The sequence below is a fragment of the Listeria monocytogenes genome (assembly GCF_041765605.1).
GTDB classification, from domain to species: domain Bacteria; phylum Bacillota; class Bacilli; order Lactobacillales; family Listeriaceae; genus Listeria; species Listeria monocytogenes_D.
In genome coordinates this window covers 2,950,184-2,973,530 of record NZ_CP168900.1, presented here as the reverse complement: position 1 = coordinate 2,973,530, position 23,347 = coordinate 2,950,184, and the positions used below count along the sequence as shown (strand labels likewise).

Annotated in this window: 19 protein-coding genes and 1 tRNA gene; 17 read left to right on the top strand and 3 right to left on the bottom strand. The window is 37.9% G+C overall.

Annotated elements, in window-relative coordinates; all coding sequences use genetic code 11:
* The first annotated feature begins 4 nt into the window (after window positions 1–4).
* Genes rhaB through rhaM form a run of 4 tightly spaced genes read left to right on the top strand, consistent with a single transcriptional unit; the run spans window position 5 to window position 3,892 of the window.
* Window positions 5–1,456 carry a rhamnulokinase gene (gene rhaB, locus AB2Q86_RS15175; RefSeq protein ID WP_012582239.1) on the top strand — a complete coding sequence of 484 codons (1,452 nt, stop codon included), beginning with the start codon at window positions 5–7 and terminating at the stop codon, window positions 1,454–1,456.
* A gap of 12 nt (window positions 1,457–1,468) precedes the next feature.
* A complete protein-coding gene (rhaA, locus tag AB2Q86_RS15170; RefSeq protein WP_003723720.1) occupies window positions 1,469–2,731 on the top strand; it encodes an L-rhamnose isomerase in 1,263 nt (420 codons plus the stop codon).
* Window positions 2,732–2,743: 12 nt separating this feature from the next.
* Window positions 2,744–3,565, top strand: coding sequence for a rhamnulose-1-phosphate aldolase (gene rhaD, locus AB2Q86_RS15165; protein ID WP_012582240.1), 822 nt, complete (start codon window positions 2,744–2,746; stop codon window positions 3,563–3,565).
* A 12-nt stretch (window positions 3,566–3,577) separates the two neighbouring features.
* Window positions 3,578–3,892, top strand: a complete 315-nt coding sequence (rhaM, locus tag AB2Q86_RS15160; protein ID WP_003764521.1) for an L-rhamnose mutarotase — start codon at window positions 3,578–3,580, stop codon at window positions 3,890–3,892.
* Between the two features lie 40 nt (window positions 3,893–3,932).
* Here the strand turns inward: rhaM and AB2Q86_RS15155 are convergent, their stop codons facing one another.
* Window positions 3,933–5,345 carry an MFS transporter gene (locus AB2Q86_RS15155; protein ID WP_012582241.1) on the bottom strand — a complete coding sequence of 471 codons (1,413 nt, stop codon included), beginning with the start codon at window positions 5,343–5,345 and terminating at the stop codon, window positions 3,933–3,935.
* Window positions 5,346–5,500: 155 nt separating this feature from the next.
* Here AB2Q86_RS15155 and AB2Q86_RS15150 point away from each other — a divergent pair, with 155 nt between their 5' ends.
* From AB2Q86_RS15150 to AB2Q86_RS15140, 3 genes are all read left to right on the top strand, one after another.
* Window positions 5,501–6,040, top strand: a complete 540-nt coding sequence (locus AB2Q86_RS15150) for a GNAT family N-acetyltransferase (RefSeq protein ID WP_012582242.1) — start codon at window positions 5,501–5,503, stop codon at window positions 6,038–6,040.
* Between the two features lie 135 nt (window positions 6,041–6,175).
* Window positions 6,176–8,170 carry a DUF3857 domain-containing protein gene (locus AB2Q86_RS15145; RefSeq protein ID WP_012582243.1) on the top strand — a complete coding sequence of 665 codons (1,995 nt, stop codon included), beginning with the start codon at window positions 6,176–6,178 and terminating at the stop codon, window positions 8,168–8,170.
* Window positions 8,171–8,200: 30 nt separating this feature from the next.
* Window positions 8,201–10,150: a hypothetical protein gene (locus AB2Q86_RS15140; RefSeq protein WP_012582244.1), complete on the top strand. Its 1,950-nt coding sequence runs from the start codon at window positions 8,201–8,203 to the stop codon at window positions 10,148–10,150.
* A gap of 43 nt (window positions 10,151–10,193) precedes the next feature.
* On the opposite strand, the gene AB2Q86_RS15135 is transcribed toward AB2Q86_RS15140, so the two are convergent.
* Window positions 10,194–10,266 (bottom strand) — tRNA-Val (locus tag AB2Q86_RS15135).
* A 21-nt stretch (window positions 10,267–10,287) separates the two neighbouring features.
* A complete protein-coding gene (locus AB2Q86_RS15130; RefSeq protein ID WP_003728699.1) occupies window positions 10,288–11,313 on the bottom strand; it encodes a LacI family DNA-binding transcriptional regulator in 1,026 nt (341 codons plus the stop codon).
* A gap of 226 nt (window positions 11,314–11,539) precedes the next feature.
* Here AB2Q86_RS15130 and AB2Q86_RS15125 point away from each other — a divergent pair, with 226 nt between their 5' ends.
* The 10 genes from AB2Q86_RS15125 to pgmB all read left to right on the top strand — a co-directional run bounded on the left by AB2Q86_RS15125 (window position 11,540) and on the right by pgmB (window position 23,241).
* The gene (locus AB2Q86_RS15125) at window positions 11,540–13,240 is read left to right on the top strand and encodes a sugar phosphorylase (RefSeq protein WP_012582245.1); all 1,701 of its coding nucleotides are present in this window, start codon (window positions 11,540–11,542) and stop codon (window positions 13,238–13,240) included.
* On the top strand, window positions 13,237–14,529 hold the full coding sequence (locus AB2Q86_RS15120) for an ABC transporter substrate-binding protein (protein ID WP_012582246.1): 1,293 nt from the start codon (window positions 13,237–13,239) through the stop codon (window positions 14,527–14,529). The genes AB2Q86_RS15125 and AB2Q86_RS15120 overlap by 4 nt, the downstream gene beginning before the upstream one ends.
* Before the next feature lie 74 nt (window positions 14,530–14,603).
* On the top strand, window positions 14,604–15,485 hold the full coding sequence (locus tag AB2Q86_RS15115; RefSeq protein ID WP_003725787.1) for a carbohydrate ABC transporter permease: 882 nt from the start codon (window positions 14,604–14,606) through the stop codon (window positions 15,483–15,485).
* Window positions 15,472–16,323 (top strand): carbohydrate ABC transporter permease, encoded by an 852-nt coding sequence (locus AB2Q86_RS15110; RefSeq protein WP_003725786.1) that lies wholly within the window; start codon window positions 15,472–15,474, stop codon window positions 16,321–16,323. Before AB2Q86_RS15115 ends, AB2Q86_RS15110 begins: the two co-directional genes overlap by 14 nt.
* Window positions 16,324–16,341: 18 nt before the next feature.
* Window positions 16,342–17,394, top strand: a complete 1,053-nt coding sequence (locus AB2Q86_RS15105; protein WP_003740017.1) for a zinc-binding alcohol dehydrogenase — start codon at window positions 16,342–16,344, stop codon at window positions 17,392–17,394.
* 12 nt (window positions 17,395–17,406) lie between these two features.
* A complete protein-coding gene (locus AB2Q86_RS15100; protein WP_012582247.1) occupies window positions 17,407–18,201 on the top strand; it encodes a sugar phosphate isomerase/epimerase in 795 nt (264 codons plus the stop codon).
* 57 nt (window positions 18,202–18,258) lie between these two features.
* Window positions 18,259–19,290, top strand: coding sequence for a Gfo/Idh/MocA family protein (locus AB2Q86_RS15095; RefSeq protein WP_012582248.1), 1,032 nt, complete (start codon window positions 18,259–18,261; stop codon window positions 19,288–19,290).
* Window positions 19,287–21,464 carry a glycoside hydrolase family 65 protein gene (locus AB2Q86_RS15090; RefSeq protein WP_012582249.1) on the top strand — a complete coding sequence of 726 codons (2,178 nt, stop codon included), beginning with the start codon at window positions 19,287–19,289 and terminating at the stop codon, window positions 21,462–21,464. Before AB2Q86_RS15095 ends, AB2Q86_RS15090 begins: the two co-directional genes overlap by 4 nt.
* On the top strand, window positions 21,461–22,582 hold the full coding sequence (locus tag AB2Q86_RS15085) for a glycerate kinase (RefSeq protein WP_012582250.1): 1,122 nt from the start codon (window positions 21,461–21,463) through the stop codon (window positions 22,580–22,582). Before AB2Q86_RS15090 ends, AB2Q86_RS15085 begins: the two co-directional genes overlap by 4 nt.
* Window positions 22,579–23,241, top strand: coding sequence for a beta-phosphoglucomutase (pgmB, locus tag AB2Q86_RS15080; protein WP_003727588.1), 663 nt, complete (start codon window positions 22,579–22,581; stop codon window positions 23,239–23,241). Before AB2Q86_RS15085 ends, pgmB begins: the two co-directional genes overlap by 4 nt.
* Window positions 23,242–23,347 lie beyond the last annotated feature (106 nt).

The following is a 23,347-nucleotide window of genomic DNA, read 5'->3' as shown; positions in this document are numbered from 1 at the left end:
ACCAGTGAAACATTATGTTGCAGTAGATATTGGTGCATCAAGTGGTCGATTAATTCTAGGAAAATTGGTGAATGAAAAATTACAATTAGAAGAAATTCACCGTTTTAAAAATGGTTTTACGTACCGAGATGGGCACGAACGCTGGGAAATTGATCAACTGATGCAGGAAATCTTTATTGGCTTGGAAAAAGTAAAGCAACTAGGAATTTTGGAATGTGTGCTTGGTATTGACACGTGGGGCGTTGACTATGTTTTGATAGGGGCTTCCGGTGAGAAGTTAGCAGATCCAATTAGTTACCGCGATAAACGAACTTTAAATGCGGTGCAGAATTTAACGAGTGAGTATCCACGAGAATATATTTATAAAAAAACAGGTATTCAGTTTATGGAATTAAATACTCTATATCAGCTGTACGTGGAAGAGCGAGATTTACTAGAACGAGCGGAGAAAATTTTGTTGATTCCTGACTATATTGGTTATGTCCTCACGGGGGTTAAGGTGGCAGAAACAACCAATTCATCGACTACGCAAATGCTTAACTTGCGAGAACAATTATTTGATAAGGATTTACTTTCGCATTTGAACATTGATGTGGAAAAATTTGCACCACTGACGGATGCAGGTACGTATTTAGGTAAAGTAAAAGAGGAGTGGCTAGAGGAGTATGATATTCCTAATTGTGATGTAGTGACAGTGGCAACACATGATACAGCTTCGGCAGTGGTGGGAACTCCGGCAGAAGGAGAAAATTGGGCATTCTTGAGTAGTGGGACTTGGTCGCTAATAGGGATGGAGCTAAGTGCGCCAATTAATAACGAAGCAGCTTTTAAAGAAAATTACACGAATGAATGGGGCGCATATGGAACTTATCGCTTTTTAAAAAATATTATGGGGCTTTGGATTGTTCAAGAAATTGCGCGCATGGACGACTATAAGCATAGTTTTGCTGAGATGGCTGAGGAAGCGAGTAATTATCCTTATTTCAAGCAAATTATTAATGTCAATGATGCCAGGTTTAATAACCCGGAAAACATGGTGGATGAGATTAAATTGTATTGCCAAGAAACTGGACAAACTATACCGGAGACGATTGGCGAACTGACAAATTGTGTGTATGGAAGTCTGGCACTCTATTATGCACTAGAATTGGAGAAAATGACTGAAATTACTGGTAAGAAAATCGAAAAACTTTATATTGTCGGTGGAGGAAGTAATGTAGCTATGCTAAATCAATTAACAGCTAAACTTGCAGGGATAGAAGTATTTGCGGGACCTTCTGAAGCAACGGCGATTGGAAATTTAGTTGTACAAATGATTAATCAAGGTGAAATCGAATCTATGCGTGCGGGAAGAAAAATTATTCGAAATTCATTTGAAATTGGCGAATTTTCTTGTGGTGATGTGAGATTTGAGGAAATAAAAGAAAGATTTACTAAGGTACTTGAATTTAATTAGGAGGCTTTTAAAATGGGACAAGAAACAGAAATTAGTAAACGATATCAAGTGGCGAAAGAACGTTATCAAGCAATTGGAGTTGATACGGAAAAAGCGCTTAAAACACTGAAAGACATTAAAATTTCGATGCACTGCTGGCAAGGCGATGATGTTAAAGGTTTCTTAAATCCAGACGGCGAACTTACAGGCGGAATCATGGCGACCGGGAATTATCCGGGTGCGGCTCATACTCCTAAGCAATTACGCCAAGATTTGGAAAAAGCTTATTCACTTATTCCTGGAAAACATAAACTTAACTTACACGCAATTTATGTAGATACAGATGAAAAAGTAGATTTAAATGAAATTGAACCTAAGCATTTCACTCCATGGGTAGAGTGGGCGAAAGAACAAGGTTTGGGTCTTGATTTCAACCCAACTTTCTTTTCACATCCAATGTTTAAAGACAATTACACTTTAGCTTCACCAGATAAAGAAGTTCGCGATTTTTGGATAGAGCACGGGAAACGCTCGCGAAAAATTTCTGAGTACTTTGGGAAAGAACTTGGTCAAACAAGTATTAATAATTTTTGGGTTCCGGATGGTATAAAAGATTGTCCGATTGATCGCTACACCCCGAGAAAACGTTTGATGGAAGCTTTAGATGAAGTTTTTGCAGAAAAATTAGATGAAAAATATACCCAAGAAGCTGTAGAAAGTAAGCTGTTTGGTTTAGGAGCAGAGGCTTATACAGTTGGTTCGCATGAATTTTATATGGGTTACGGAATTACGCGGGACAAATTGATTTGCTTGGATGCGGGACATTTCCATCCAACTGAAGTTATTTCTAATAAATTGTCTTCTTTAGCACTTTTCAGTAAAGGCGTCATGTTACATGTGAGTCGTCCAGTCCGCTGGGATAGTGACCATGTGGTGATTATGGATGATGAATTAATTGAAATTGGTCGCGAATTGGTGCGCAATGATTTACTTGGGATTACAAATATCGGTCTTGATTTCTTCGACGCAACAATCAATCGGATTGCTGCATGGGTTGTTGGAACTAGAAATACGCAAAAATCATTACTTAAAGCCCTTTTAGAACCTACAGCTGATTTGAAAAAAATGGAACTGGAAAATGACTTTACATCTCGTATGGCAATTACTGAAGAATTGAAAGACTTCCCATTTGGCGATGTATGGAACTACTTCTGTGAAATTAATGGTGTCCCAGTTGGCTTGGACTGGTTGAAAGAAGTAAAAGCTTATGAAGAAGATGTATTACTAAAAAGATAGGAGATAGTGACGATGACAAAGGATATAATGGATGCTGTTTTTATTAAGGAAATGGCGAAAACTACTTCAAATTTATACCGGTTAGGCTGGGATGAAAGAAACGGTGGCAATATCACTTATTTGTTGGATGAAAAAGAAGTTGTGGAATATTTAGATGTAAAGCAAATCATCCGCACAATTCCAATGGACTTTGACGGTGAAAAGCTTGCTGGCAAGTATTTCTTAGTAACTGGTTCGGGTAAATATTTTAAAAATGTTGAAGAAGCTCCAGCTGTGAATTTAGGTGTAATTCAAGTAAGTGAAGACGGGAAAGCAGTTCATTTGTTGTGGGGCTATACAGACGGCGGACTACCAACGAGTGAACTTCCAGCGCATTTTATGAGTCACATTGCAAGACTTTCTGTGGATCCGGAAAACCGCGTTGTTATGCATTGTCACGCTACTCATTTGCTCGCGATGACATTTACACATGAGCTAACGGAACGAGAATTCACAAGAACTTTATGGCAAATGTGTACGGAATGTTTAGTCGTTTTTCCAGAAGGGGTTGGGATTATTCCTTGGCTGGTTCCTGGTACGAATGAAATTGGAGAAGCTACATCTGAAAAAATGAAGGAAAATCGTTTAATCGTTTGGCCACATCACGGGATTTATGGTGCGGGAAAATCAATGGATGAAACATTTGGATTAATTGAAACCGCGGAGAAAGCAGCAGAAGTTTATACTATTGTGATGTCACAAGGCGGTATTAAACAAGCGATTACAGATGAACAATTGAAAGCACTTGGTGAAAGATTTAGCGTTGAAGCAAAGGCAGGTTATTTAAATAATTAGGAGGTAACAATAATGGAACGAGTGGCATCTATTATGTATTTATATCCTGGTAATCAAGAAGAATATAAAAAAAGACACGACGAACTTTGGCCAGAAATGAAAGAGGCTTTAAAAGCACATGGAGCAGCTAACTATTCGATATTTCTAGAAGAAAAGACGGATACATTATTTGCTTATGTGGAAGTCGAGGATAAAGCCATTTATGACAAAATAGCAGAAACAGAAATTTGTCAAAAGTGGTGGAAATATATGGCTCCAATTATGAAATCAAATCCTAATAACAGCCCGGTTGCGGTAGATTTAAAAGAAGTTTTCTATTTAGCATAAGAAAAGAGACATGACTTTAACGCAAAGTCATGTCTCTTTTTTAAATATTTTTCGGTAACCGGAATACAAGTAGGAAACAAACAACAAGCAGAACAATATTGACGTACATACTCATTTGCAAACTGTCGGAAAAGGCGCTTGCTTTTGAAGTAGCGGCAGTATTTCCAAGTGTGCGGAAGAAGACTGAGCCAACAACAGCAATCCCAAAGGACGATCCAATTCGCTGCGCTGTATTAAACATACCACTAGCTCCGCCGCGATCTATACCAGTCACAGTGGAAAGGGTAAAACTATTCAATGGTGCAATAGTCAAACCACTGCCGATACCAGCGATGAAAAGAGGTAAGAATAAGAGCCAAGCAGAAAAAGCGCCGTCGTTCAAATGGAAAACAATAGACACGGTGCCAAGCCCGATGATAACAAGCGCAACTCCAAGCATTAAGAGCTTTCTACCTAATATAGGGATTAGTCGGTAACTATTAGAGGCAGCTAACACACTACCTAAAGCAAAAGGACTAATTGCAAGCCCGGATAAAATAGCCGAACGATTGAAACCAGTTTGCCAAGTTAGCGATAGGACGAAGAAAATACTAGTAAAAGCGGCAAAGTATACAAGCGATAAAAGCATACCTGAAACAAATTGATTATTTTTAAGTAGGTTGGGAGCAATTAATGGCTGATTTCCTTTCTTTTCTTGGTAGACGCTCCATTTGTAAAGAATGATAAAGAGTGGAATAGATAGCGCCATTAAAAGATAGTCTATCGGTTTGAAGTCATTTGCGCCGTTTGAAATAAGTGGGAACAGTAATAGTAAAAGTGCAATGGTTAGTAGCCCAACTCCTGGCAAATCAAAACTAATTTTTTTCGCGGAGACAGTTCTTTTTGGAAGGTAAAGCATTGCTAGGACGAGTGTGACTAAAACAAAAGGTACATTAACAAAAAAGACAGCGCGCCAACCATTAGTAGCGCCGAATAATTCAATTAAAAGTCCGCCGGTAAGAGGTCCGATGGCCGTTCCAACACCAATAACAGAGCCGAGAATCCCGAAGATTTTCCCGAGACTTTTTCCAGAATACATATCCATAATTGTGGCATTGATTTGCGGGAAAAATAATCCGGCAGCAAGTCCCTGTATTACCCGGGAAATAATTAGACTATTTTCTGAATCAGCAAAGCCAGCTGTCACACTCATAATGAGAAATAAAGTGATTCCGATTATGTAGATGTTTTTTCGACCAAATTTGTCTCCAAGTCGACCAGCTAAAATAAGTACGAGTCCAAAAGCAAGTGCATAGCCTGAAATAACCCATTCAATTGTTTCGCTTGTGGCATGAAGAGCAGTTGTAATATCAGGTAAAGCAACATTGACAATCGTTGTATCCAATAATGAAATAAAAGCTCCAAGCATAATTGAAATAAGTGCTAAAGTTTTACGTTTATCCGTTTGTTCCATGAATCATTCTCCTTTTTGAAGCTTTTTGAGATATTTTTCATTATAAACCTAAAATCTCTGATGATAAAGAAAGAGCAAATGTTTCACGTGAAACATTTTACTTTGCGAGTGAGATTTGATAAGCTTTTTTTATTAAAAAGGCGGGGGTTTAGCGTATGGAAAATCGGAAACAAATGATAAAAACGGAACGACTTTTTTTAAGTGAAATGACCTTGGCTGATACCGAAATTCTGTTTGGCTATTGGTCAGATGATTCGGTTACTAGATATATGAATATTGAACCTTTTCAAAGTTTGCAGCCGGTAGAAGAAATGATTCAGATGCTAAGACAACTAGAAATTGAAGGAAAGGCTCTTCGATGTGTGATTATTTTGCAAGCAACAGGAGAAATTATTGGTACATGTGGTTTTAACTATATTGATCATGAAAATCATCGTGCAGAAATTGCGTATGATTTAGGAACGCGCTTTTGGAAACGTGGTTATGCGACAGAAGCCGTGAAAGCATTGATAGAGTGGGGTCGAGAATCATTTGATTTGCACCGAATTGAAGCAAAGGTAGATCCAAGAAATACCGCATCGATAACATTACTCGATAAGCTCGGTTTTTTAGAGGAAGGATTACTGCGGGATTATGAAAAAATTGGTGCGGTTTACCAAGATGTGAAATTGTTCTCTTGGATAGATGAAAATTAGTAATAAATGTGTCCATTTTTTTACTAAATAGTGTAGATAAACCGAAAGTTACTATATCATAAAGATTTTTTCTTGTTTGTTATATTTATTTATTGCTAGAATAAGGTTATCTAAAACATTTAAGGAGATTACCCAATGACAAAAGAATATTATTTTATAAAACCAGAATTAAGCTCTCCTGAAACAAAACAAGAAAACATTGATGCGTGGTTAAAGACTCAAGATAAAGCTTTTTATGATTCCCAAATTGCACAAGAACGTGATTATTGCTTCTGGTGTAACATTGTAGAAACAGCTAAGCCGAATTCTCGGACAAGCTATACTTCAATGGCATATACATTAAATGAACCAAACATGCTCAATTCAGCTGGGAAAACAAGCTTTATTTTATCCGAAGAAGAGGTATTGTACATTCACACTTTATCTGTTGTTCGTGACGGTAAAGTGATTGATAAATTGGATGATATTAATGTAAAAGTATTAGACTATGTTCGTGATGAGAATCAAGCGAGCTTTAACGACGAGAAAAAAGTAACCGTTCTTATTCGCGATTTGCATTTGAATGATATTTTCGTAATTGAAACATCAATTGAGCGAAAATATGAGGAAAGCAGCATTCGCAATCAATTCTTCCGCTGGATTTACTCGGCTCCAAATTCTTACTGGGCTTATGGAAAGTACCGTTTTGAATTAAAAAATGAAACAGAGAAAAAATTAGAAACGAATTTCCATTATTTCCGAGATGAAGCGGGCACTATTTTAGAAAAAGATAAAGTGATGGTTCCGCATAACGAATCTTATACAATTGAAAAGGAAAATTATATTGGAGAAGATCCGAAAGAGCTTGAGATTGTACCTTTCATTGATTTTGTTACAGAGCAGACGTATCCGGAAATCACCACAACAATCAGTGACATTTATCAAAAATTCTATCAAGTAAATCTTGCTGATTTTGCGGCTGATTTAGTGACTGAATTAGATGCGCTTCCGTCTTTAGACCATAAAATTAAGCATGCCATCGATTTTGTTCAAAAAGAAGTATACTATTTGTACAATGAAGCAGAGATGGATGGGCACGAGCCGCAAGCTGCTGAAGTAACTTATACTACAAAACAAGGGGATTGCAAAGCGAAAACAGTTCTTTTGAAGGTTATTTTAGATTATTTAGGTGTGGACTCGGATCTTATTCTAGTTAACTATGATAGTGATATATTCTTGTCAGTTTATACGCCATCACCATTCAACTTTAACCATGCGATTTTAAAAATAACACATGAAGGCCAAGTTTACTTTGTTGATGCGACAATGAGTAATGACCAAGGATTTTTAGCTAATCGTCAAAAAAATAGTTTTATGTATTATTTAGAAATTAAAGCTGGTACGGAATTACAAAAACAAGAACCATTTGAAGATGAAAAGCCAGCTGTGGAAGAAAATTTCCGTTGTGATGTGAAAGGAAACGTGGCTGAGGTTGTCTTTGAAAGAAAGTTACGTGGAGGAATGGCAAACGGATCGCGAGAAATGTTTAAAAATGAATCTAATAAAGAGGTTATTAACCGTTACAATTATACGACATATAAGTGTATGACACTGTATAAAAACTTTGAAGAAAATGAAATTGAACAGCATTTTAGTAATACTTCTGTTCAAATAGTTGAAGATAATAAGGATTTAAATGAACTTTCTATAGTGTACAAAGCGACTATTACGGATCCATATGAAGTTGAAAAGAAAAACCGTTATTTACACTTCTGGAACTACGGAAACTTTATCGATGATGCTGCGGAAAAACATTTCCATAAAGATTTCCCGTATTGGATTGATCGGAACAGAATTAAAACAGAGGTTCATTTGACGACAGATAAGTCAATTGATCAACAAGAACACTACACATGTCAAGAATGCGACATCAAATCTAAGTATTTGAAACATCGTATGACGAAGAAAATTCACAAAAATGGTGCGTCTTGTTATATAGATTATCGTCCGTATCATAACCTTACTATTAAAGGGAAAGATTTGGAAGAATATATTAAAGCTAATAAACAAGTACTTGATAGCAACTGGGGTATCGGTATTGATATCATTGAGGATGGATTGTTTAAGAAATTAGGTAAGTTATTTAAATAAAATAAAAAAAGCTCACAAGGAGATTACCCCATGACAAAAGAATATTGCATTCTACAGCCCGAATTAAGCTCTCTAAAAAAAAACCAAGAAGATATTTCTTCTTGGTTAACAATCCAGGATAAAGATTTTTACGATGCTCAAATTGCACAAGAAAAAGGTTATTATATTCGGTATGAGGATGTCGAAACAGTTAAACCGAATTCTCATTCAAGTTTTATTTCTAGAGTAATTACTTTAAGTAATCCAGATTTAATTAATCTGATTGAAAATGCTCAATTTGATGTAGGAGAAGATGAAGTATTATACATTCATACCCTAACTGTAGTCCGTGACGGTCAACTGATTGATAAGATAAATGATATTGACATTAATGTACTAAATTATATGTGTGATGAAAATCAAACAGAAGTTAATACTGATAAATTAGTAGTAGTACAAATAAGTGATTTGCAGTTAAATGATATTTTTATCATTGAAACAACTGTTGAGCGCAAATATGAAGAAAGTAACATACGCAACAAATATTTCCGCTGGATGTATACGATGCCAGATTCCTACTGGGCTTATGGTAAATATCGTTACGAATTAAAAAATGAGACGGAGCAAAATTTAAGCGCAAACTTTCAATATTTCCGAGATGAAGTTGGTAGGATTCTAGAAAAAGATAAAGTAATAATTGAAAAAAATCAATCCTATATCATAGAAGAAGATTACTATGTTGGAGATGAGCCAAAAGAATTTGAAATTGGGCCATTCATTGATTTTATGACCGAAAAAACGTATCCTGAAATCACAAAAGAAATTAGCGATGTATATCAAACGTTTTATCAAGTTAATTTAGTGAGTTTTGCGGAAGACTTGGTTACTGAATTAAATATGTTATCATCTTTAGACCATAAAATTAAGTATGCCATCGATTTTGTGCAAAAAGAAGTATTTAATGAGCCTGAAACAAATAATTTTGAGCCGCAATCAGCAGAAATAACGTATAAGACGAAGTGCGGGGACTCTAGAGCAAAAACAGTTCTTTTGAAAGTTATTCTGGATTATTTAGGAATAGAATCACAACTTGTTTTTGTTAATTTTGGTCAGGATTTATTTATACCTGTGTACGGTCCATCACCATCTACTTTTAAACAAGCAATTCTGAAAGCAACACTTGATAATCAGGATTATTTTATTGATGTTACAATGAGTCACGATGAGGGTTTTTTAGCTAATCGTGATCAAAAAAGTTTTATTTATTATTTGGAAATTAAAGCAGGTATAGACATACAAAAACGACAACCGCTTGAAAATAAAATTTTTAGTGTTGAAGAAATTTTTTCCTGCGATGTTAAAGAAAATGTTGCTCAAATTACTTTAGAAAAAAAGCTGCGTGGGGGAATTGCTAACAAAGCTCGCGCTATGTTTGAAAGCTGGTCTGATGAAAACATAATCAATAATTATAATTTTGCAATCTATGCTTGTATGTTTCTATATGAAAATTATGAACAAGATAAAATTGATGAATACTTTAGTAACACTTCTATTCAAATAGTAGAAGATAATAAAGAATTAAACGAGCTTTCACTTGTTTATAAAGCAACTATTTTAAATCCCTATGAAATTATAGATGGAAAACGCTATCTGCACTACTGGGACTGGAATAATTTTATTGATGATGAGGCTGCGGAGCACTTTCATAAAGACATCCCGTATTGGGTAGATCGTAATTCTATCAAAACAGAGATTCATTTGACGACTGATATGCCAATTGATCAATATAAGCAAGTTACACGCCAAGAATGCGATATTAAATCTAAGTATGTGAATTATTGTGTTACTAAGCAAGTTAAAGAATATGGAGCTTCTTGTTATATAGAAAATATCCCGTATTACAATCTTGCTATTTCGGGGAAAGATTTGGAAGACTATATTAAGGTCAATAAGCAAATCCATGATGATAACTGGGGTATCAGTATTGATATTCTTGAATAAAATCAAAAAAGCATCCTTTATAAAAGGGTGCTTTTTTGATAAATGGTCCCGACTGGTCTCGAACCAGCGACCCCCACCATGTCAAGGTGATACTCTCCCAACTGAGCTACAGGACCAAGTAAATTCAGAAAATAAGCTTAGGCGTTTATTTTCTGAATGGATTCACGTTCAATCATTTCGGTTTTAATAATCGTTGTTTTTGGTACATTTTTATCTTGATGGATTAAGCGGAATAATAAGTTAGTCGCTTTTTTTCCTAGTTTGTTGATTGGAATATCAATAGACGTTAGCGGCGGCGATAAGAAAGAGGACGCTACTTTATCATTATAGCCGATGACGGAAAAATCTGCAGGTATTTGTAAATTTTTATCGGCGGCCATTTTGTAAATACTAAGGACTTTTAAATCGTCGGTTGCGAAAACTGCGGTTGGTTTATCTGGGCCTTCCATTAGGCGTAGCGCTGCTTTGTAGCTATCTTCTATACTATAACCGCTATCAATAATCCAGTCGTTACGTAGATCTAATTGGTGGTCAAACAGGCAGCTTCGGAAACCAGCAAGACGATCTATGGAAACGTGATAATCAAGTGGAGCATGAATACAAGCGATTTTTTTATGGCCTTCCGTAATTAAATGTTTTGTTAGAGCATAACTATCGCCAAAATTGTCAGTATCAACAGAATAAATATTTTTGTAATGTCCTTCTACTTTTCCGGTCACAACGATGGGGATATTATATGGGTCTAATTGGTGAAAAAAATCTTCATCAGCGGGAGAACTTAGCATAATAATGCCTTTTATCATTTTTTCTTGAATTTTGGAGAGGCATTTTTTAAGTTCGTCTTCGCTGTTTTTAGCAGTTTGAAGAATTAGGTCGAAATTTTCCAACTCAGCTTGAGTGGAAATGGATTGAATTATTTCGGAAAAAAATGGGTTTCCGGTTGTGGTTGTAGTAGAGCGATTTGAAATAACCATGATGGCATCAAAGCCCGAAGAGGTAAGTGCGCGTGCTAGTTTGCTTGGTTGGTAGTTTAGTTCGTCAATCGCTGCTAGTACTTTTTTTCGTGATTCTTCGGAGATATTAGCTTGATTGTTTAGTACTCTAGATACCGTCGATTTTGAAACTCCCGCGTGTTTTGCTATGTCATATATGGTAGATGCCAAGGTAATCTTCCTTTCTCTCTCTATTGTTTCCGGTATCGGTTCCGGTCATTATCATCCATGTTTATATTACTCAATTTTCTAGTAAATGTCCAACTAGATGTTATATATGAGATAAAACTCACTATTAGCAACGTGTTAGAAAAAACATTAAAAATTGTGTTTGACAGAAAGCGCTTTCCATACTATAATTCTTCTTGTGGGAGCGCTCCCGGTTAGGAGGTAAATGATGACGAATTTAAGAAAACGACTTTCGCGGTTATATGCCGAAGATGTGGTAGATAGTTTGGCAGCTAGAATCGAAGCGCGGGTACAGCAAACGCAACAACGAAAGTTAACACGAAAAGATCAGTGGGACGAGAAAGATATTGTTTTAATTACATATGGAGACCAATTTAAAGAGGAATCCAAAAAAACGTTAACAACTTTTAAGAAAATGTATGATAGTTATTTAAAATCGACTTTTGAGGTAGTTCATTTCTTGCCTTTTTATCCTTATTCTTCGGATGATGGGTTTTCGGTCATCGATTATAAAGCGGTGAACCCGGAACTTGGTGATTGGGAAGATATTAAGGAGATGGAACAGTCGGCGCGGTTGATGTTTGATTTTGTTTGTAATCATATGTCGGCGAAAAGTGATTGGTTTAAGCGATATTTGGCGGGTGACGAGGAGTTTAGGAACTTTTTTGTGGAAATGGATCCAAAGACGGACCTTAGTTCGGTAACAAGGCCACGTGCGACACCAGTGCTGACACCATTTCAATTTGATTCAGGAAAAGTAGGACATATTTGGACGACTTTTAGTGAGGATCAAATCGATTTAAACTTTGCTTCTCCGGAAGTGCTTTACAAGATGATTGATGTTTTGATGTTCTATTTAGAAGAAGGTGCGGAATATGTGCGACTTGATGCGGTTGGCTTTATGTGGAAAGTGCCGGGAACGAGTTCGATTCACTTAGAAGAGACGCATGAAATCGTGAAATTATTTAGAGATTTAGTAGACATTGCAGCTCCGGGGACGATTATTATTACCGAAACCAATGTGCCGCATGTTGATAATATTAGTTATTTTGGAAATGGTGAAAAAGAAGCGCATATGGTTTATCAATTCCCGCTTCCACCACTTGTGCTCCATGCTATCCATCATGGTAATGCAGAATTCCTCCGTAACTGGGCGAAGAATTTAGAGCTACCAGAAGGCAAGCGGACATTCTTTAATTTCCTTGCCTCACATGATGGGATTGGGTTAAATCCAGTGCGCGGCATTATTCCAGAAGCTGAAATTTTGGCTTTAGTGAATGATTTGGAGGAAGAAGGCGCGCTCGTTTCATATAAGCAAAATCCAGATGGTTCTAAGAGTCCGTATGAAATTAACGTGACGTACATGGATGCGCTAAGTAAACAGGCGGACACAGATGACTTGAGGATGTCGAGATTTCTTGTGGCTCATGCAGTACTAATGTCTATCCCAGGCGTTCCAGCCGTTTATGTTCAAAGTATTTTAGGAAGCCGCAATGATTATTCAGGCGTAGAAACAACAGGCCACAATCGCTCTATTAATCGAAAAAAATACGACTTGGCGGAAATTACAGCAGAGTTGGAACAAAGAGGCTCCTTACGAAAAGCAACTTATGATGCGCTAACGAAATTAATTAGCACACGAAAAGCGGAATCACTTTTCCATCCAGAAATACCGATGGAAGTTTTAGAATCTACGGCGGAATTGTTTGTTGTTAAACGTTCATCCGACGCGGAATCGATTATATTGATTCATAATTTATCAGAAAAAGAAGTGAGTTATTCACTAGACAGCGGTGTTTATACAAATCTTTATAAGGGCTCCACGGTAACTGGGAGCGATTCCATAAAGCTTAGTGGCTATGAATTCTGCTGGCTAAAAACCAAAAATTACAGGGAGGAACAAAAATGAAGAAAAAGAGTCTTGTATTACTTGTTGTTGTGTTGGTTCTAAGTGCGGTTCTAGCTGCATGTGGAGGAAAAGAGTCTGGTAGTAAGGAAGTAACGATTGAATTTATGCATTCATCCGTTGAAAAAGAGCGTTTAGATGTTATTAATAAATTAATTGCTGATTTTGAAAAAGAAAATCCAACAATCAAAATCAAACAAATTCCAGTAGAGGAAGATGCTTTTAATACTAAAGTTGTAACACTTGCTCGTTCCGGTAAACTTCCAGCAGTTATGGAAGTAAGCCAAGATTTTGCCAAAGTAATGGATAAAGATCAGTTAATTGACCAAGATGCAGTAAAAGCAGTTATCGACTCGGTTGGAGAAGATAAATACTATGAAGGTGCAACAAACTTAGTACGTTCTGAAGATGGTAAAAGCTATATCGCAGCACCATTAAGCGGTTGGGTTCAAGGTATTTGGTACAACAAAAAAGCTTTAGCCGATGCTGGTTTTGAAGAACCTAAAAACTGGGCGGATATTGAAAAAGTAGCGAAAAAATTCACAAATAAAGCAGATAAAAAATACGGTATTGCAATTCCAACAGCAGAAAGCACGATGAGTGAGCAAGCTTTCTCCCAATTTGCACTTTCTAATAAAGCCAATGTTTTAGATGCAAAAGGTAATGTAACGATTGATACACCAGAAATGAAAGAAGCACTTCAATATTATAAAGATTTGTCAGCATACACGATGCCTGGTTCAAATGATGTAACTGAAATTAAAGATGCATTTATGAATGGAACAGTTCCGATGGCAATGTACTCTACGTATATCCTTCCATCTGTTTATGAAGAAGGCGATCCAAAAAATATCGGTTTCGCAATTCCAGAAGAAAAAGAAAAAGCAGTTTATGGTACAGTTTCTGGTTTAACTATTTCAGCAGGACTTGATGATGAGCAAAAGAAAGCAACGAAGAAATTTGTTGAATACTTGTCTCAACCAGAAAATATGGCAACTTGGGTATTAATGTCTCCAGGTGGAGCGCAACCAGTAAATAAAGAAGTAGTAGAACAAAAAGCATACAAAGAAAATGAAGTAATTAAATCGTTTGGTGAACTTCCAAATGAAATCGCAGCATCATTCAATGACATCCAAGTTTTCGGACTTGTTGACGGTAAAAACCTTACAAAAATGGGAGATATTACTAGCTCAGGCATTCTCGCACAGATGGTTAATAACGTAACTGTTGGCGGTGGCGATGTATCAGCGGACTTAAAAGCTGCACAGAAAAAAGCTGAAGAAGGTAAATAATCAAATAGCGGGGAGTGAGTCTCCCCGCCTTTTTTAACAGTTTAGCACGTCGCTTTTTGATTTAAGGAGGCATTATGAAAACGAAAGTATATAAAAGGTCCGACTTTAAGTTAGCAATGATTTTACTTGCGCCAAGTTTTGTTTTACTGGCAGCACTTGTTTTATATCCGATGATTTCAAATATCCAGATTAGTTTTTTAGATATGCCACTAAATCCGAATATTAAATCGGTCTTTATCGGTTTACAAAACTATATAGATATTTTGAAGGATCCAGAGTTTTATAAATCACTAGGTCTTACTGTGGCTTATACAGTACTTGTAGTGGTTGGAAGTACTGGGATGGGGCTACTTGTGGCGATATTCTTTAATCGTGAATTTCGTTTTAGAAGAACGGCTCGGTCGCTTATTATTTTGTCATATGTAACACCATCTATTTCTCTTATTTTTGCATGGAAATATATGTTTAATAATGGTTATGGCGTAATTAATTTTATGACTGTGGATGTACTCCATCTGTTCAAAGAAGCGCCACTTTGGTTTGATAATCCAGTTTCTAGTTTCTTTTTAGTAACCTTTTTTGCAATATGGCGTTACTTCCCGTATGCATTTATTTCGTTCTTGGCGATTTTGCAAACGGTCGATAAGTCGCTTTATGAGGCGGCTGATATGGACGGAGCGAACATTTGGGATAAATTCAAAATTGTTACTTTGCCAGCGATTATGCCGGTACTTGCGACAGTTATTACGCTTCGTGCGATTTGGATGTTCTATATGTTCACCGATGTATACTTACTCACGAATAAAGTAAACATCCTTGGAGTTTATTTATATAAAACAGCATTCGCATTCAATGATTTAGGAAAAGCAGCAGCGATTTCTGTCATATTATTTGTCATTATTTTTGTTGTTATTATTTTTGCAAGAAAGCGGGTGGACTTGAATGGCGGTAAGTAGTAAAAAGTCAAAAAGAACAAAGAAAATCGCGTTTTATGTGACGATGGTTGCATTTTTATGTATCACGTTGTTCCCATTTGCGATTATGTTAATGACTTCATTTAAGAGCAGTAAAGAAGCCATTTCTACACATCCAACATTTTTCCCGAAAGAATTCACTTTCCAGCATTACATCGATATTTTCAACCCAGATATTTTTCCGTTTTTAACGTACTTTAAAAATAGTTTGGTTGTTTCGGTTTTTGCGGCCGGGATTGCAGTTGTTTTGGGGATTTTAGGGGCTTATGCGTTGTCGAAATTACGCTTTAAAGGGCGGATGACGATTAATGCAAGTTTTTATACGGTTTATATGTTCTCTGGGATTTTATTAATTGTTCCGTTGTTCAAAATAATTTCGAGTTTGGGATTGTATGATACGGAAACAGCTTTAATTATCACGATGGTTGTACAAACACTACCAACTGCAGTATTTATGCTGAAAAGTTATTTTGATACGATTCCAACTGATATTGAAGAAGCAGCAATGATGGACGGGCTGAATCGCTTCCAGATTATCTTACGAATTATTGTTCCGCTTGCGATTTCGGGTATTGTTTCTGTGTTCGTATACTGCTTCATGGTAGCTTGGAATGATTATCTGTTTGCTTCGATTTTCTTATCCAGCGCAGAGAAATTCACGTTACCGATTGGCTTGAATACATTATTTAGTACACCAGATTATATTTGGGGTAGAATGATGGCTGCATCGCTTGTTACGGCGCTTCCGGTCGTTATTATGTACGCAATTTCAGAACGATTTATCAAAGGAAACTTAACAGACGGTGGAGTTAAAGGATAAGAAAGGAAGTTATTTAAAATGAAAAAATTAGTAGCGACAGCGCCTCGTGTGGCGGAATTAGTAGAATATCATGATCGTGAAGTTTTAGAAGATGAAGTAAAAATTAAAGTTCAATTCGCTTCTCCAAAACATGGTACAGAAGTAGTTGATTTTAGAGGAATTAGTCCTTTTATTGATGAAGAATTTTCACCAGAATGGAATCTATTTGTTTCACGTGAAACAAATAGTGCGCGAGGCATTGTATTTGGCGAGTTTCAGCTAGGAAATATGGTCGTTGGTGAAGTAGTTGAATGTGGGAGCAAAGTAACAGAATACGAGCTTGGAGATATCGTTTGTTCTTACGGGCCGATTATGGAAACTGTTATTGTAAAAGCTGTCGATAATTATAAACTACGTAAATTGCCAAAAGGTGCTAATTGGAAAAACGCGGTTTGCTATGACCCGGCTCAATTTGCGATGAGTGGCGTGCGTGATGCACATGTTCGCGCGGGCGATTACGTTGTTGTTGTCGGACTTGGTGCGATTGGTCAAATTGCGATTCAACTGGCGAAAAAAGCTGGAGCAAGTGTTGTTATCGGGGTAGATCCGCTTAGTCATCGTCGTGAAATTGCTGAAAAACATGGAGCAGATGCTACTTTTGATCCGATTACGACAGATGTTGGCTTAGAAGTGAAGCGTCTGACTGGTAAACTTGGCGCAGATTCGATTATTGAAACGAGCGGGAATGCGGCGGCGCTTCAAGCGGCACTACGCGGAATAGCTTACGGCGGAACAATTTCTTATGTTGCTTTCGCGAAACCTTTCCCAGAAGGATTTAATCTTGGTCGGGAAGCTCATTTCAACAATGCGAAAATCGTCTTTTCACGTGCGGCTAGTGAACCAAATCCGGATTATCCGCGCTGGGATCGTAAGCGTATCGAGGAAACTTGTTGGGAACTACTGATGAACGGTTACTTGGATTGTTCGGACATTATTGATCCAGTCGTTCCGTTCGCAGATTCAGCTGAGAGCTACATGAAATACGTCGACCAACAACCTGATTTAAGTATTAAAATGGGGATTACCCTTTAAGGAGCGATAATAATGAAATTAGGCACACAAAACCAAGCATTTTTCCCAGAAAATATAGAAGAAAAATTTGCTTATGTAAAAGAAATGGGCTTTGAAGGTTTTGAAATTGATGGTAAATTACTTGTTGAAAATTTGGACGAAGTGAAGAAAGCTATCGAAAAAACGGGGCTACCTGTTAGTACTGCATGTGGTGGCTATGATGGCTGGATTGGTGACTTCATTGAAGAGCGCAGACTGAACGGTTTAGAAGAAATTAAAGCGATTTTAGAAGCTTTAGCAGAAGTCGGCGGGCAAGGGATTGTCGTTCCTGCAGCCTGGGGAATGTTCACGTACCGCCTCCCACCAATGGTTTCACCGCGTAGCCAAGCAGGAGATTTCAAAGCAGTGAGCGAGTCGTTGGTTTATTTGGACAAAATTGCTGGTGAGACTGGCACGAAAGTTTATCTTGAGCCGCTTAACAGATACCAAGATCATATGATTAATTTACTGGGTGATGCGCAGAAATACATTGATGAAAATAATCTTAAAAATGTAGAAATTATCGCTGACTTCTATCATATGAATATTGAAGAAGATAGCATTCCGACTGCGCTTGAGACGTATAAGGATTCGATTGGTCACATTCATGTTGCTGACAATCATCGCTACCAACCAGGAAGCGGTAGCCTTGATTTTAAAACAAGTTTTGATCAACTGAAAAAGAATGGTTACAACGGATTTTTAACTTTTGAATGTCGTGTTCGCAGTGAAAATCCTGAACAAGCTTATAAAGATGCGTTGGCACATTTAAAAAGCTGTTTAATTTAAAATAGAAAATCCGTCCCAATTAAAGCGGACGGATTTTTCTAAAAGGAGTTTCGGATAATGAAGAAAAGAGTTGCAATTATCGGTGCTGGACAAGTCGCTGAGAAGGTCCACGCTGCATATTATAAGACAAGAAATGAACTGGAGCTTGTAGCTGTTTGCGACCCAAGTTTGGAGCGTGGCGAAGAGTTCCGCGCGAACAATGGTTTTGAGAAGCATTATGCTACGGCAGAAGAGATGTTTGCGGTCGAGAAAATCGATATTGTTAGTATTTGCACGCCTAATCGGTTCCATTTTGATAATGTGATGTTGTCACTAGCGAATGGAGCAGCCGTTATGTGTGAAAAGCCACCCGCAATGAGTGCGGCGGAAGCGAAAGCAATGTGGGAACTTGCGGAAGAAAAAGGCGCGATTTTGGCGTACGATTTCCATCATCGTTTTTCCAGTGAAGCACAGTTTTTAAAGAGAAATTCGGCGCTTCTAGGTGAAATTTATTGTGTGAAAGCAACCGCGCTTCGTCGTTCTGGCGTGCCAGGTTGGGGAACTTTTACGAATAAAGAAATGCAAGGCGGTGGCCCGCTGATTGATATGGGAATTCACATGCTTGATGCAGCGATGTTTGTCCTTGGTTTTCCAAAAGTGAAGAAAGTAACGGCAAAAAGTTTTCAAAAAATCGGAACCAAGAAAAGTGCGGGGACATTTGGTTCATGGGATCCGGAAAAATATACGGTAGAGGATTCTTTATTCGGCTTTATTGAACTGGAAAATGGCGGATTAATTGAACTAGATACTTCTTTTGCGCTACATATTAAGCCAGAAAGTGCGTTAAATGTGGACTTTTTTGGTGATTTAGCAGGAGGAAGTTTATACCCGGCTGAAATTTATACAGATAATGCAGGTGAATTTCAGTTGTTAGAGAAGTTAGGACAACTGGAAGAAAATAAACACGAAAACAGCATGAAAGCATTTGTTGATAGCGTTCTTGGTGCTGGAAAAGTGGAACTTGCTGGCGCTGAACAAGGTTATATCATACAAAAAATTGTTGAAAGTTTATACGAATCGGCAGAAAAAGGTGAGAGTGTTTCTTTATGAAGAAAATAATCGAGAAGGAATTTGCATTAAATTATCTAAATAAATATGGTAGCCAAATGACTGTGGGAAATGGCTATTTGGGTGTGCGCGGTGCTCTTGAAGAAGAATATCCAGAGCAAGTTCGAGGTATGTACGTAGCGGGGATTTATAATCGTCCGAGCGGTTCGCTGAGTTCGGAACTAGTGAATTTGCCGGATGTGACGCGTTTCCAAGTGATGCTTGGTGGGGAAACTTTTTCGATGCAAGCGGGGAAAATCCATGCGTATGAACGTTATTTAGATATGCACACAGGAGAATTGGTTCGAAAAATCACTTGGGAAAGTAGCGCTGGCAAGAAGTATCAGCTGAATTTTCACCGATTTGTTTCAAAAGCAACAAAGCACGTCATTGCTGCTAAAGTGGAGATAACGCCTTTGAGCGGTGCGGCGAAAGTCAAAGTAAAAACTGGTATTGATGCGCAACAAACTAATTTTGGAACACAGCAGCTGGCAGAGTCGAGTTTGCGGATTTTTGATGAGAAGTTGATGGTTGGCGAATATGAAACCATCGAGAGCAAACAGCATATTACAATAGCAACAAAAGTGAATAAAAAAGGGATTTTCACAGCGAAAAACAGACAATTAATGACCGAAGTAGAGCAAGAAATCGCTGAAAATCAACTTTTCACTTTGGAGAAAATAAGCATGGTTAAAACATCCCTGGATCAAGTGGATGCGGAACTTCCAAATACGACTTATGCAGAACTGAAAAGAGCTTCGGAAACTTTATGGGCAGATTTTTGGGAGCACGCGGGTGTCCGTGTTGAGAGCACGAATGATTTTGACCAATTTGCACTAGATTTTGCGTGCTATCACTTAGAAATTATGACCCCAAAAGATGATTTCCGCTGTAGCGTTGGGGCGAAGGGACTTACCGGAGAAGGATACAAGGGGCATGTTTTTTGGGATACAGAAATTTTTATTATGCCATTTTTCCTTTATAATAAGCCGGAAATTGCCAAACAACTATTAAAATATCGCTACCTTCATTTGAAAGAAGCGAAAGAAAAGGCAACGAAAAACGGCTATAATGGGGCACTTTTTCCGTGGGAAAGTGCATTCTCTGGCGAAGAAGAAACGCCTGAATTTGCAGCGATTAATATTCGAACTGGCACACGTCAAAAAGTAGCTTCGGCGATTTCGGAGCATCATTTAGTTGCGGATATTGCTTACGCAGTTTGTGAATATGAAGCGGCGACAAAGGATGCGCAGTTTATGAAAGAGTGTGGTTCAGAGTTGCTCCTTGAAACAGCGGAATTTTGGCTAAGCCGTGCAACTAATCGTAATGGACGACTGGAAATCCTTGATGTGATTGGTCCGGACGAATACACCGAGCATATCGATAATAATACTTATACGAATTATATGGCACACTATAATGTAGAAAAAGCACTAGAATGGAATAAAGATAATGCCGATTTTGTTGCCCGTGCAGAAGCTTTTCTTGAAAAAATCTACTTACCTGTCGCAAGTGAGTCTGGCTTAATTCCACAAGATGATACTTTCTTAGAAAAAGATTGGATAAATTTAGATAAATATAAGGCAGCACAAGGAACACAAGGGATTCTACTAGATTATTCTCGTCAAGAAGTGAACGAACTACAAATCTTAAAGCAAGCAGATTTAGTTATGTTGTTTTACCTGTTTCCGAAGATGTTTGCACCAGATGCTGTGAAGCAGAACTTGGATTACTATGAAAAACGAACCATTCATGATTCCTCTTTAAGTAAAGCAATCCATGCAATTGTAGAAAATCGAACTGGGAATCGCGCACAAGCCTACCAGTTTTTCCAAGAAGCGTGTTTAATTGACCTTGGAAATGAGCCGCATTCATCGGATGACGGGCTCCATGCGGCCTCACTCGGCGCAATATGGCTGGCGGTGGTTTTTGGATTTGCGGGTATAGATACTAGTGGAGAAATACTTGAAATCGCGCCAAACATACCGGATTCCTGGCAATCTGTGGCATTTGAATTCTCTTGGAAAGGTGAAAAAATCTTGGTAGAAATCGCGCCAAACACTTTACAACTTTCAAAAAGCACAAAAAGCGTGCTAGAATTAGTTATTCACGGAGAAAAACAGCAATTAACTGATACATTAACTATTAAGTTGGATCAGAAGGATGTGTCTTTATGAAAATTGTCATTGCACCGGATTCATTCAAAGAAAGTTTGACGGCGCATGAGGTGGCAGAGTATATTAAAGAGGGCTTTCAAGAAATTTATCCGGATGCTGATTATCATTTACTCCCTGTCAGTGATGGCGGGGAAGGTACGCTAGAGATTTTAAGTAAAGCTTTAGACGCGAAAAAAATGAAAATCGATGTGTCCGGTCCTTTTAGTGAACCAGTTTCAGCGCAAGTTGCTTTCACAGAAGGGAACAAAAAAGCTTTAATAGAAATGGCCGAGGTTTGCGGTTTGCACTTGGTTCCGACGACTAGACGCGATCCACTTCAAGTGAGTACTAAAGGAGTGGGCGAGTTAATTTTGCACGCAATGAAAAAAGGTGCGACCGAGATCATTATCGGGATTGGTGGAAGCGCTTCAAACGATGGCGGAATTGGCATGGCTAGTGCGCTTGGCTATGAATTCCTAGATGCAGAAAATAATATCGTCAACCCGATTGGCGCAAATTTAGCTGATATAGCAACCATTCGTTCCGAAAAGGTCCCAGCTGAACTAGAAAACATCACAGTAAATATTGTGACGGATGTCGAAAATCCGCTTTGTGGAGAAGCAGGCGCATCGTATGTGTTTGGTCCTCAAAAAGGGCTAGCCGTTACAGATTTAGCAACAGCTGATGAAGCAATGCGCCAGTTTTATCAGTTAGCGAATCCTGCCATGGTTACAATGCCGCGAGCAGGTGCTGGGGGTGGAATTGGTGCTGGACTTGTGACGTTTGCAAAAGCTAACCTATTATCGGGAATTGATTTTGTTATTGAAGCACTTCAAATCAAAACCGTTTGTGAGGATGCAGATTTGGTCATTGTAGGGGAAGGGAAAATGGACGGGCAAACCGCACAAGGGAAAGCTCCTGTGGGTGTTGCGAAAGTAGTGCCGAAAGAAACACCAGTTTTTGCAATTTGTGGAAGTGTCGGTGAGGGACTAGAAGCAGTATATGAAGTCGGAATCAGCGCAGTATTTCCATCCATTGCCAAACCAGCAACTTTAGAAAATATACTGAAAGAAACACCAAATAATTTAAGAAGAACCGCGCGAAATGTTGCGGCAGTTTGGAAAGGACGAGTAGAATGACAACAGCATTAAAAGGAGTAGTTTTTGATTTAGATGGCGTCATCACGGATACAGCACATTATCATTACTTAGCCTGGAAAAAAACAGCTGAGAGTATTGGAATCGAATTTGATGAAGCATTTAATGAGAATTTAAAAGGGGTGAGCAGAATTGACTCCCTACTTCTTATTTTAAAGAAAGACGGTCGCGAAAATGACTTTACAGAAGAGCAGATTGAAGCTCTTGCAGCTGATAAAAATGACTTTTATGTTAGCTTGCTAAAAGAAATTACGCCAGCGGATGTTTTACCAGGAATTAAAGAACTTATAGTGGATCTTAAAAAGCAAAATCTCAAATGCGCAATTGCATCTGTTTCGAAAAATGCTCGGACGGTTTTGAGCGCATTAGAAATGGAACAAGAATTTGATTATATTGTCGACGCGGCTAAAATCACTAAATCAAAACCTGATCCAGAAATTTTTGTGGAAGCTTGCCGTGGTCTAGGTTTAGAAACATCAGAGGTAGTCGGAATTGAAGATGCTCAAGCTGGAATTGAAGCAATAAATGCAGCTGGAATTGTAAGCGTTGGTGTTGGTTCCGGACTCCGTGACGCGGATATGACTGTGAAGAGTACTGGTTTGCTAGATTTACGCATTTTAGAAATCTTACATAGCAAATAAAATGTTTCACGTGAAACAAAAGTGTCAAAAAATGAACAAAAAGCAAGATATATTGCTATTCTAAAACCCTTTACTTGACCACGATACAACTTTGGAATATTCTGAA